Origin of the sequence: Symbioplanes lichenis (assembly GCF_030709675.1) — a bacterium.
GTDB lineage: Bacteria > Actinomycetota > Actinomycetes > Mycobacteriales > Micromonosporaceae > Actinoplanes > Actinoplanes lichenis.
The window spans coordinates 89,781-101,754 of the sequence record NZ_JAUZQD010000021.1; the positions used below are offsets into that span (position 1 = coordinate 89,781).

General features: G+C 73.9%; 7 protein-coding genes. 4 read left to right on the top strand and 3 right to left on the bottom strand.

Translation table 11 applies throughout. The annotated features are described in order from the left end of the window. Nucleotides 1-8: 8 nt before the first annotated feature. The gene (locus RAN62_RS37590; RefSeq protein WP_305789642.1) at nucleotides 9-173 is read right to left on the bottom strand and encodes a hypothetical protein; all 165 of its coding nucleotides are present in this window, start codon (nucleotides 171-173) and stop codon (nucleotides 9-11) included. A 106-nt stretch (nucleotides 174-279) separates the two neighbouring features. Between RAN62_RS37590 and RAN62_RS37595 the strand changes: the two genes are divergently transcribed. Further along, the gene (locus RAN62_RS37595; RefSeq protein WP_305789643.1) at nucleotides 280-4,569 is read left to right on the top strand and encodes a PDDEXK-like endonuclease domain-containing protein; all 4,290 of its coding nucleotides are present in this window, start codon (nucleotides 280-282) and stop codon (nucleotides 4,567-4,569) included. A 22-nt stretch (nucleotides 4,570-4,591) separates the two neighbouring features. Here RAN62_RS37595 and RAN62_RS37600 read toward each other — a convergent pair whose 3' ends face one another. Then, entirely contained in the window at nucleotides 4,592-6,184 is a 1,593-nt protein-coding gene (locus RAN62_RS37600) for a restriction endonuclease (RefSeq protein ID WP_305789644.1), read from the bottom strand. Nucleotides 6,185-6,562: 378 nt separating this feature from the next. Here RAN62_RS37600 and RAN62_RS37605 point away from each other — a divergent pair, with 378 nt between their 5' ends. From RAN62_RS37605 to RAN62_RS37615, 3 genes are all read left to right on the top strand, one after another. Further along, a complete protein-coding gene (locus RAN62_RS37605; protein ID WP_305789645.1) occupies nucleotides 6,563-8,320 on the top strand; it encodes an EAL domain-containing protein in 1,758 nt (585 codons plus the stop codon). Nucleotides 8,321-8,433: 113 nt separating this feature from the next. Further along, nucleotides 8,434-8,823 carry a cupin domain-containing protein gene (locus RAN62_RS37610; protein WP_305789646.1) on the top strand — a complete coding sequence of 130 codons (390 nt, stop codon included), beginning with the start codon at nucleotides 8,434-8,436 and terminating at the stop codon, nucleotides 8,821-8,823. Between the two features lie 382 nt (nucleotides 8,824-9,205). Continuing rightward, nucleotides 9,206-9,664 carry a MarR family winged helix-turn-helix transcriptional regulator gene (locus tag RAN62_RS37615; RefSeq protein WP_305789647.1) on the top strand — a complete coding sequence of 153 codons (459 nt, stop codon included), beginning with the start codon at nucleotides 9,206-9,208 and terminating at the stop codon, nucleotides 9,662-9,664. Nucleotides 9,665-9,744: 80 nt separating this feature from the next. On the opposite strand, the gene RAN62_RS37620 is transcribed toward RAN62_RS37615, so the two are convergent. Next, nucleotides 9,745-11,904, bottom strand: coding sequence for a TPM domain-containing protein (locus RAN62_RS37620; protein ID WP_305789648.1), 2,160 nt, complete (start codon nucleotides 11,902-11,904; stop codon nucleotides 9,745-9,747). Nucleotides 11,905-11,974 lie beyond the last annotated feature (70 nt).

Genomic DNA, 11,974 nt, shown 5'->3' on the forward strand with positions numbered 1-11,974 from the left:
CGCACCGGTCAGGGGAGCTGGACGTCCTTGTTGCCCGTCCAGTCCGCCGGCTCGCCGTCGCCGCCCGCCTCGGGGTCCTTGTTGCCGAGTGCGGTCTCGCCCGGCAGGTCCTCGACGCGCTGCTTGGCGAGCTCGTCCAGCTCCTTGCGGGCCTCGTCCGAGATGTCCGACATGCCACCCACCTCCACGGGAGAAATCTCCAACGGTTGTCTGATCCCCCGTCCGGCCCTCCGGCACGCATGACTGTCTCGCACCACACAGTCGGATAACCTGCGAAGAATGCCGGAGCCCGAGAATCCCACCCTGATCCGGGACAGGGCCGTCGCCGTCGCCGACTATCTGCTGGCCGTGCGGGCGCAGCTCGAGCGGCCGGCCCGCACGCTGCCCGCCGACGCGCTCCGGCTCGAGACGCTGCCCGGCCACCCGGCGTGCCAGGTGGGCCCGGCCGCCGACGGCACCACCTGGCTGCGCGTCGGCCTGCCCGACCTGCCCGGCCCGGCGCCGGTGCCGGCGGAGCTGCGCCGCCATCTCAACGAGACGGAGGACGGCGAGCCGCATCCCGAGTACGAGGCGTGGCGCGAGGAGGTGTGGCGGCCCTGGGAGGAGCTGACCCGCACCACCGAGGACACCCGGGCCCTGCACCGGCGGCTCTTCGACCTCATGCACCAGCTCGACATGACCACGGTCACCACCGAGCTGGTCTGGGGCCACGGCGTCCTGGCGACCGAGGTGGCCGGCGAGCGGGTGCGCTATCCACTGGTCGCCACGCCGGTCATCGTCGGGTACGACGCCGACCGCGCCCTGGTCACCGTCTCGCCGCAGGGCCCGTCCCGGCTGCAGACCGACGCGCTGACCGGGCTCGACGAGCGCTATCTGCGGCAGCTGCTCGCCCTGGCCGGGCCCGCGGGCACGGTCGAGGTCGATCTGTGGGACGACCTCGCGCGGCGGGAGCTCTTCGAGCGGGCGCTCACCCGGCTCGGGCACGACAAGCTGGTGGTGCAGCCCGGCGCCGGGGCGAGCGGCACGCACATCGTGGACACCGGCGTGCTCTTCGCGCGCCCGCGGCAGCGGCTGTTGCGCGGCTTCCTGGAAAGCCTGCGCAACCGGCTGCTCGACGGCGACACCGCGAGCATCGGCGCGCTCGCCGCGATCGTCGCCCACGAGCCGAGCAAGCTGCGGATGCCCGACGACCGGCCCGAGGAGTGGCGGCGGGTGGGGGAGCGGCTGCTCATGCCCCTGCCCACCAACGAGGCGCAGGAGTCGATCGCGCGGCGGCTCGCCCAGCACCGCAACGTCGCCGTGCAGGGGCCGCCGGGCACGGGCAAGACGCACACGATCCGCAACCTCATCTGCCATCTGATGGCGAACGGCAAGCGGGTGCTCGTCGTCGCGCAGAAGGAGGACCCGCTGCGGGTGCTCCGGGACGGGCTGCCCGAGGGCGTACGGGCGCTGTGCCTGGCTGTTCTCGGCCGGACCACCGACCAGCTGGTGCAGCTGCAGCTGGCCGCGCGGGAGCTGAGCGACCGGGCCGCCACGCTCGACCAGCGGGCCGAGGCGACGCGCGTGACCCGGCTGACCGAGCGGCTGGAGGAGGCCGAGCGCGATCTGGCCCGGGCGCAAGGCGGGCTGCGGTCGATCGCCGAGAGCGAGGCCGCGACCTATCGCGTCGACGACGTGGCACTGACGCCGGCCGAGATGGGTGCCTGGCTGCGCGAACGGGCCGCGGCGCAGGGCGGCATCCCCGACGCCGTCGATCCGCACGCGGACCCGCCGCTGGACGGCGACGAGTTCGGGCGGCTGCTGGAGCTGGCGAGCCGGCTCACGCCCGCGGACCGGGACGCGGCGTTGCGGGAGCTGCCGGACATCGCCGCGCTGCCGGCCGCGGCGCGGGCCAAGAGCGACCGATCCGAGCGGGCGGCGGCCGCCGAGCGGGTGTCCCGGCTGGTGACGGCCGGGCTCGACCGCGATCGTGTACGCCATGAGGGGCCGGAAGCGCTCGCCGAGCTCCTCGACGGGCTGCGCGACGCGGTCGCGTGGCTGCAACGGCGCGAAGGCACGTGGACCGACCGGCTCGGCCGTCTCGTCGCCGATCCGCACTGGGCGACCCTTTGGGGCGACCACGTCACGGCGACCTCTCGTTTGCGGGACGAGCTCGCGGCGCAGGCCCGTGCGCTGGCCGGGCATCGGATCGTCGTGCCCCCGCAACTCGCCGCCGAGCCGCGCAAGTTGCTCGCCGGTTTGACCGATCTGCACCGTCGGTTCGCCGCGGGCAAGGGCGTGAGCCGGCTGCTGCAGGCTCCCCTGTGGAAGCTCGCCGACGAGGTGCGCGTCGACGACGAGCCATTGCGCACCAAGGAAGACGTGGACCTGGCCGTCGCCTGGGTGCACCGGGCGCAGGCGCAGCGCCGGCTCGGGGAGCACTGGACGGAATGGATCGAGCGGCTCGGTATCCCCGCGCGTGAGGGCTCTCCGGAAGTGTGGGCCGGCACACTGCTCGCCGAGGCGACACAGTCATTAGGCTTTGACTCGCGACAGTGGCCCGAGTTGTCCGGTCGCCTCGCTCTGGTCGTGCCTCAGTGGGAGCCTGCCCTCGATGCCGCCCGGCTGGCCGAGGTCGCGGATCTCGTGGCAGCGGTGCCGGTGGTCTTCGAGCTCGACCGCCTCGATGCGGCCGACCGGGCCGTGGCGGACGGCCTGGCGCCCTGGCCCGAGGCGGCCCGCGCGTGGCGGACGCTGGACGGCTGGGACGAGTTCCTGGCGGAGACATCGCGGCTGCTGGCGCTGCGGGAGTCCGTACGCGACTATCTCGGCCTGCGTGACCGCCTGGCCGGCGCCGCGCCGATGTGGGCCGCGCAGGTGGACGCCGGGGTCGTGCCCGCGGTGTCCGGGACGGCGTGCCTGCGGGCGTGGCGGTGGCGGCAGGCGCAGACGTGGTTCGACGAGGTGGTCGGCAGCGTCGACCCGGCCGCGCTGAACCGCCGCGTCGAGCAGGGCCGGGACAAGATCCGCAAGCTCACCGCCGAGCTGGTCGTGGCGTCGGCCTGGCTCGAGGTCGCCCGCGCGCTCGACGACCGGCGCCGCGCGGCCCTGGCCGACTGGACCACTGCCCTCCGCAAGATCGGCAAGGGTACGGGCCGCAGCGCCGCCGCCTGGCAGGCCCACGCCCAGCGGGCCATGGAGTCCGCCGTCGACGCCGTGCCGGTGTGGGTCATGTCGGTCGACCGCGCGATCGAGCAGTTCGCCGGCGGCGCCCGCTTCGACGTCGTGATCGTCGACGAGGCGTCCCAGGCCGACCTATTCTCCCTGCCGATCCTCTCCCTCGCCGAGCGCGCGGTCGTGGTCGGCGACGACCAGCAGATCGGCCCGCAGCTCGGCTTTGTCGCCCCGGTCACCGGCCTGATCCACAGCCACCTGCGCGACGTCCCGTCGGCGGAGCACTTCGACCCCGAGTCGTCGCTCTACGACCACGCCGTACGCCGTTCGCCCGAGCGCATCCTGCTCACCGAGCACTTCCGGTGTGTGCCGCAGATCATCGAGTTCTCGTCGAAGCACTACTACGACGCGAAGATCCAGCCGTTGCGCGCCGACCGGCCGGCCCTCGACCCGGTCCGCGTCGTCGCCGTGGACGGCCACCGGGACCCGGTCGAAGGCTACGGCGACGTCAACGTGCCCGAGGCCGAGGCGCTGGTCGCCCAGGTGGCCGGCCTGGTGGCGGACCCCTCGTACCGCGGCCGGACCCTGGGCGTGATCAGCCTGCTCAGCACGAGCGGGCAGGCGACCTATCTGCTGGCCCGCCTGCGCGAGACCATCGGCGAGGACGAGATGGAGGCCCGGCGCCTGCGCGTCGGTGACGCGTACACGTTCCAGGGCGACGAACGCGACGTGGTGTTGCTGTCGCTCGTCGTCTCGGACAGCGACGGCCGCGTCGCCGCGTTCACCAAGCGCGAATACCACCGCCGGATCAACGTCGCCGCGTCGCGCGCCCGGGACCAGCTGTGGATCTTCCATTCCGTACGCTCGGAGGCGCTCCGCCCGGACGACGCGCGAGCGCTGCTGCTGTCCTACTTCGCCGGGGCCGCCGGTGCTTCGGGCGACTCGCCGGAGCTCTCACTGGCGGACGCCGAGGCGTTGTGCGAGAGCGACTTCGAGCGGGAGGTGCTGCGCCGGCTGTGGGAGCGCGGGCACCGCCCCACGCCGCAATATCGCATCGGCGGCTACCGCATCGACTTCGTGCTCAACGCCCCGGGCGGTCGCCGGCTCGCGATCGAGTGCGACGGTGACTCGTACGAGGGGCCGGAGCAGTGGGAAAGCGACATGCGCAGGCAGGCCGTGCTGGAGCGGGTGGGCAACTGCGTCTTCGTCCGCATCCGTGGCAGCATCTTCGCCCGCGAGCCGGACGCCGCCCTCCGCCCCCTCTGGCAGCGCCTCGACGAGCTCCGCATCACGCCGCCGCCGCCCGCTCTTGAGGGGACCGCGCCGCCACCCGCTTTTGATGGGACCGCGCCGCCGCTTGCTTTTGAGGGGACCGCGCCGCCCACTTCGGCCGAGTCGGGCGCCCGGCCGGAGTGAGCTTCGTCGCGCGCGGCGGCTGTCACACCGTCGCGCCGGCCTTCTCGATGCGGGCCTTCAGGCCGCAGTGCTCGGCGAGCAGGTTGAGCAGGGCCGGGCCGTCGATGAGCTCGACGGGGCGGCCGGCGACCGCGTCGTGGGCCTGGTGGTCGTACCCGTCGACGGCGACCATGATGCCCTTGGTGGCGCCGGCGTCGGTGACCGCACCCGCCAGGTCGTTGGCCTCCTTGGGCCCGATGACCGTGCCGCGGACGGCGTGGACGACCACCGGGCCGCCGAAGACCGGGCGCGGGTCCGTGGCCAGCCAGCGCCCGTCGGTCGCGGCGCCCATGGCGAGGCCCATGGTGCAGAAGAGGTCGGCGATCGTCTGCTCCCACTCGGCCGGGGGCATGGCGACGAGGTTGGGGCGGCGGTCGATGTCGGCGAGGACGTTGAACTCCTCGGTGAAGTCGCGGTCCGCCTCGCGGTCGAAGTCGAGGGCCGGGGTGACGCCGTCGAGCTGGTCCGGGGTGCCCGAGAGGCCGGCCTCGAGGTGCTTGAGACAGGCGACCGGGTCGACCCGGCGCAGTTTGATGGCCTCGAAGACCGCCCTCTCCGTACGCACGGAGACCAGGCACGGGCGCACGAAGCGGCCGGTGCGGCGGTCGATCGTGTCGACGATGCCGTTGAAGGCGACCTTGGCCACCAGCCCGCCGCGGTCGGCCTCGATGATCTCGTGGATGGTGCGCAACGTCACCATGGCGATGATCTCGGTGTAGCGGCGCCGCACCTCCGACTCCTCGCGGGGGACGGCCATGAGGTCGTCGCGCACGCGGTCGTACTTGTACTCCTTGACCACCGGGACCACCTCGACCGGCGGCAGGTGGTACTCGATCAGGAGGTGGCGCTGTTTCGGCAGGTAGGCGAGGCGGAAGTGCTGGGGGAAGTCGTCCGGGTAGACCGAGTTGCCGAGCACCATCGCGAAGTACTCGACCACCGACGACGGGTCCGCGCCCGCCACCGCCGCGGCGAAACGGTCGACCTCGGCGTTGTAGGCGACCAGCTTCGCCTCGTGGCGCTTGCGGCTCTCCTCGTACTGGCGGCGGCGGGCCTCCAGCTGCCGCAGCCGGCGCTGCTCGTTCTCCTCCCACTGGGCCTTGGCCTGCTCGTAGGCCCGGCGGGCGGCGGTCACCTGCTGGGCGTGCAGCCGCTCGCCGCCGAGGATCTTGCCGACCCCGCGCGGCTCCGGCGGCTCGTAGCTCTGCCACGAGGGCTCGGGCGCGGGGCGGCCGAGCGGGCCCGGGTCGAACGGCGGCACGGTGAGCGGCTTCTTGAAGGTGTCGAGGTCGATGTGGTCGTCCACATCGAGCGTGGACAGCAGGAGCGTGTCGAGGTCGGCGAGCCGGGCGCGCAGGTCGGCGTTGGCCGCCGCGGCGTCGGCCGTGCGGGCCTCGGCGTAGAGCCGGCGGTGCTCGCGCTGCCGCTCGGCGTCGGCCGCCGCCTGCTGCGCCGCGGCGATGGCCAGGTCGGCGTTGCGCCGGATGAGCAGCCGCTGCTGGGCTGCCGCGGTGCCGGCGCGCTGCTGGGCAGCGGTGCGCGTGGCCTGTTCCCGCTGCATGTCCCGAATGATGCCCATGCGTGTCCCTTGCTGCCGAGAGTCGACGTCCCTGCTCGTGTGCCCGGACGGCCACCATATCCACCATCCGGGGGCTCCTGTCACGGCCCGCGATGTGGCTAGATCAACCAGGGAGTCATCGCTTTTCGTACGGCGGGGTGCACGATGCGTAACTGTCCGTCATGGACTCGACCTGTAGTCACATCAATGCGCTGAGCTATGGAATGGTCGTCCGAACGGCTGAAATCGGCCGCGGATCGATCGCAATCTCGTGGGGCTTTGTGTTCCGGGCCCCGGTGCGAAAACATGGTCGGCGGACGCCCGCCGTTACATCGACCGGTGACGGCGCGTAACACGCGACGGGCATCCTTCACTCGTCAGGGGAGGTGGTGGGCACGCATGTCGGCATCCGACGAACGCTTCCCGCGTCCGCGCGCGTTGCGGGACCGGCTCGCCCGCCGGCCCCGGCTCGCGCCGAACGCGGCGCCCCTGCCCCCGCGTCTGCCCGAGGCCCGCATGCCGGTGGATGACGAGGTCTGGTTCCTCTATCTGGCCGACGGCGACCGGATGGTCTGGTCCGACGGCCTGGCCGCGCTGCTCGGTCTGCCCGCCGACCGGCCCGAGGCCGACCGCCAGTTGCTCGTGCGCCATGTGCACCGCGAGGACCGGCCCAAGGCGCTCGCCGCCATCACCCGCGCCTGGTCCGAGGGCGAGCCGGTCCGCACGACGGTCCGGTTGCTGCGGGCCGACGGCAGCTGGTTCGACGTCGACTGCCGGCTCGAGCCCGTCGGCGGCCGGGAGGACGGCGTCACCGGCATCCGCGGCGCCCTGCGCGACGTGTCGACCCGCGAGCGCGCCCGCCGCGAGGTCGCCCGGCTCGCCCGGCGCGGGGAGACCGTGCAGTCCTCCGTGGTGGAGCCCGACCCGGCCACCGGCCTGATGATCCGGGCCCGCTTCGCCGACGAGATCGACCGGGCCCAGCGCCGGGGCGGGGGAGCCGTCCTGGTCATCCGGGTGGAGCCGGTCGAGGCGCGGCGGGACGCTCCCGAGCTGCTCCAGCGGGCGGCTCGCGTACTCGAGAGCATCGCCGGCACCGACGACCTGCTGGGCCGGACCGGGCCGAGTGAGCTGGCCGTGCTGCTGCCCGGCGCCTCGTGGGCGCTTGCCCGCCGCCAGGCCGACCACTATGTCGAGGCGCTGCGCACGCAGGCGTTCGTGCTGCCCGACTCCTGGTCGCGGGCCAGCGTGTGGGCCGGGCTGGTGCGTTTCCGCGCCTTCGGCCCGGGCAGCGAGGCGGGCAGCCACGACCTGCTCATCGACGCCGAGCACGCCTGGCGCCAGGGCCGCGACGCCGACCGCGCGGTCACCCTGGTCGCCGACCCGGTCCCCGCCCGCGACCGCCAGGGTTCCTATCGCGAGCGCGTCGCCGCGGCGCTCGGCACCGACCGCTTCACGCTCTTCGCCCAGCCCATCCTCGAGCTCCAGACCAACAAGGTCCTGCGTCACGAGGTGCTGCTGCGCGTCCTCGACGAGACCGGCGGGCCCCAGTCCCCGATCCAGGTCCTCGACACCGCCGAGCGCCTCGACGCGGTCTACGACATCGACCTGTGGGTGGTCGAGCGCGCGATCGGGCTGGCGGCCGCCCTGCCCACACACGCCTTCCAGATCAACCTCTCCGGGCGTACGGTCGGTGACCCGCGCCTGACGGCCGAGATCGAAGCGCTGCTCGACCGTTACGCGGTGGACCCGGCCCAGCTGACGTTCGAGATCACCGAGACCGCCCTGATCGGCAACGTCTCCGAGGCGCGCCGCTTCGCCGACCGCATCCGCGACCGGGGCTGCCAGCTGGCGCTCGACGACTTCGGGGCGGGCTACACGTCCTTCCGGCATCTGCGGCTCTTCCCCGTCGACCTCGTCAAGATCGACGGGGAGTACGTGCGCAACCTCGTCGGGTCGCCCGAGGACCAGGTGCTGGTGCAGGCGCTGGTCAACGTGTGCCGGGCCTACGGCATCCACACCGTCGCCGAGTTCGTCGAGGACGAGGCGACGCTGCGGATGCTCCGCGAGTTCGGGGTCGACTTCGTGCAGGGTTATCTGATCGGGAAGCCGGAGCCGGTGGCGGCGCTCGGGGCGGGGACCCGGCTGCGCTCGTCCTGATCCGCCGTTCTCCGCCTCTTCCCTCCTGGCCCGGTTTTTTAGCGGCCGTTCTTCCGGCGCGTTCTCCGCGGCGGCTGCGATTGTTTCGGGGCCGTTCCGGGTATGGGCCAGGCATGGAGCACTGGACGATCGCCACCACCGCCGAGCAGAGCCCGGACTTCCGCCGGGTGCTCTGGACCGGCAAGCACACCCAGCTCGTGATCATGACGATCCCGCCGGGCGGCGAGATCGGTGAGGAAGTTCACGAGGTGGACCAGATCCTCACCTTCGTCAGCGGCACGGCCGAGGCCAAGGTGAGCGGCCAGACCCGCAAGGTCTCGCAGGGCGACCTCGTCGTCGTCCCGGCCGGCCACAAGCACAACTTCGTGAACGCGGGCCCGAACCCCCTGGTCCTCTACACCGTGTACGGCCCGCCGGAGCACGCCGAGGGTGCCGTCCACAAGACCAAGGAAGAGGCCGACGCCCTCGAGGAAGCCGGCAAGGACGAGCCGCCGACGTCCTGAGCGGCTTTCGCCTTGGAGCGCCGGTCCTGAAGTGGGCCGGCGCTTCGGCGTGCCCGCGTTCCCCCGCCGGGCCGCTTGCCGCCGTGTTTCTACGCCCGGACGCTTCCCGCCGTCACGGGGTTTGGGCGGCGCCGGGCCGGCCGATGCCCCCCAGCCGGCCGGTCCCGGCGCCGCGCCGGGGAGAAAGCTCGGCGCGAACCATACTCTTGACGGTTCAAGGAAGTCGATCGAACTGCCCCGATGTGCAGCGGAAATCGGCCCGCCCGTGGCCGCCGCTCAGCCCGCTGTCATCCCGGCCGAGCGCTGCGTGATGGCGGCCGCCGCGCAGGTGGAAGCCAACCCGGACGACGACGGGACCGGCCCGGGTCACTAACCTGCTGCCATGGACGAGCCCCGGTGGTTGACCGATGAGCAGCAGCAGGCCTGGCGCAAGTTCATCGAGGTGCTCGTCAAAATGCCGGCCGCGCTCGAGACCCAGCTCCAGCGGGACGCCGGCCTGACCCACATGGGCTACCACGTCATGGCCGCCCTCTCCGAGCGCGACGACCGCCGCCTGCCCATGAGCCGCCTCGCCAAGCAGGCCAGCGCGTCCCTCTCCCGCCTCTCCCACGTGGTGGCCCGCCTCGAGGCCCAGGGCTGGGTCCGCCGCGAGCGCGACCCCGACGACGGCCGCGTCCAGATCGCCGTCCTCACCGACGACGGCTACGCCAAGATGGTCGACACCGCCCCCGGCCACGTCGAGTCGGTCCGCCACCTGGTCTTCGACCGCCTCACCCCCACCCAGGTCCGCCAGCTGGCCAAACTCTGCGACGCCCTCCTTGACCCGCCCGACCCCCGCTGACCCCGGCGGGCCCGACCCCCGCTGATCCGGCGCGGGCCCGACCACGGCGATCCGGCGCGAGGCGGGCCGCGGCGGATGGCTCAGAAGCGACCCCCGCCGCCGCGCCGCCCGCCGCCTCCGCTGCTGCGCCCGCCTCCTCCACCGCCGCCGCCCGTGCGCCGACCGCGGGCGCCGCTGCCGCCGAATCCGCCGCCGGACCAGGACATGCCGCCGCCGGACGAGCGCCGACGGGCCGGCCCCGGGGAGCTGTCGCCGAAAAGCAGGCCGCCGAGAATGGCCCCGGCGACGGAGTCGGTGCCATAGCCGCCGTAGCCACCGCCGCGACCGCCGCCGGTCCAGGTCTGGACGTCGTAGCTGGCCGATCGGCCGGCGTTCCCGGCCAGGGACTGGGCCTGCTGGGCGTGGCTCAGTGCCGTTCCGGGATCCTGCTCGGCGAGGCTCTCGGCCAGGGCCAGGTGCCGCTGCGCCTCGGACAGCGAAGTGCGCGCGCCCGCGTTGACCGCCCCGCGCCGGGTGCCGATGAAGTCGCTCGCCGCGGCCACCTCGGCCCGCGCCACGGGCAGGGTCTGCGCGAGCAGGGCGCGGGCGTGGGTGACCCGCGCGGCGGCGTCCTGGGCCGCGGCGAGCGCCCGGTCGAGAGTCGCGTCCGCCGCCTGCAGCCCCGCGACGACGGCCACCGGGTCGGGCAACCCTTGGCCCAGCTGCGCCCGGGCCACCCCGAGGGCCCGCTCCGCCGCCTCGACGGCACTCGCCAGACCGGTGTCCGGGGTGCCGGCGGCCTGCCCGAGGAGCCCGCGCGCCGTGACGACCTCCCCCTCGATCTCGGCGACAAGGGCATCGGCCGCCGCCCGGGCCGCCACCAGATCGGAAGCCGCCCGCTGAATGGCCCCCAGCAACTGCTCCGCCTGCGTCACCGCCTGCTCAGCCGCCCGCACCGCCAGCGCCGCCTCAGCCCGGCCCCCGCCACCCGCAGCCGAGCCGCCGCCCGACGTGCCGGCCCCGGCACCCGACGTGCCGGCCCCGGCACCCGACGTGCCGGCCCCGGCACCCGACGCGCTGGCCCCGGCACCCGACGCACCGGCCCCGGCACCCGAGGAACCGGCCCCGGCCGTTGAAGAGCTCCCGGCCAGCGCGGCCCGCGCCCGCCCCACCGCCTCCGTCGCGAAGCGCAGCCGCTCCGACGCCGCGTCGATGTTGCCCGCCACGGCACTCACCGGCGGCCCGCTCCACCGGTGGGACAGGTCCTGCAGCGCGACCGCCGCCGCCGGGATCCCCGCCTCGGCCGCCGCCCGCCGCCGCTCGACTTCGTCGGCCGCCTGCCCCGCCCGGCCCTCCAGGTCGCGCAGCTGGTCGAAGGCCTCCGACTCCGCGTCCAGCCGGTCGTCGGCGGCCCGGCACCGGGCGATGATCTGCTCCAGCGTCGCCCGGGACGGCTGGGCATCATCCAGCGTCATGCGCAACCGGAACGCCTCCGCCACGTCCTGGCGCGACTCCTCCAGCGCCGTCCGGAACCGAGCCGTCTCATCCGGGCCGTACTGGGCGGTGGCCAGCGCCAGCTCGCTCTCCGCCGCGCGCAGGTCGTCGTCGAGCTCGATGAGCAGGGCGTTCGCCTGGGCGGACAGGTCGGCCACGGACGGACCCGGGGCCGGGGCGGCCGGATCCGACGAAGCCCGGTGGCGGCGGCGGGCGGCGACCCACACGAGCGCGACGACGATGATCGCCGCGAGCAGGGCGAGGGCCCAGGCGGCCGAGAAGCCCGAGCCGGTGGCCGCCTTCGTGTAGCCCTCCGCGGCCGCGACCACGGCGCCGGACCAGTCGCCACGGGACAGGGCCGGCTCGATGCGCTCGGCTGCCACGTCGGTGAGCTCTCCGTCGGAGAGGCGGGAGTCGGGCGGGAAGGAGTAGGCGTACGCCCGGTCGGTGGTCGCCACCGCCAGGAGCGCGTCGCGGTCGCCGAGACCGCTGAGCCGCGCCGTCTCGTCGGTCCACTCCTGGGCCGGCGTGCCGTCGAACGAGGGCACGAACACGACGAACAGCTGGATGCCCGTTTTGTCAGACAACTCCCGCAGGGCGGGGGCGACCGAGGAGTCGAGCACTCCCGCCGGATCGGTCACCTGGGTCGCGAGGCGCGCTGGAGCGTCGGCGCGGGCGGGGGCCGGAACGAAAAGCAGGGCGGAGACCGCGACGAAGAGCAGGAACAGAGCGGTCACCAGCGGCAACACACGACGAGCAACAGTCACACGACCACGTTAGGGCGTGTCTGGCGGATCACGACGGCCTACGGCGGACCCAGCTTCCGCCTCGCTGCGC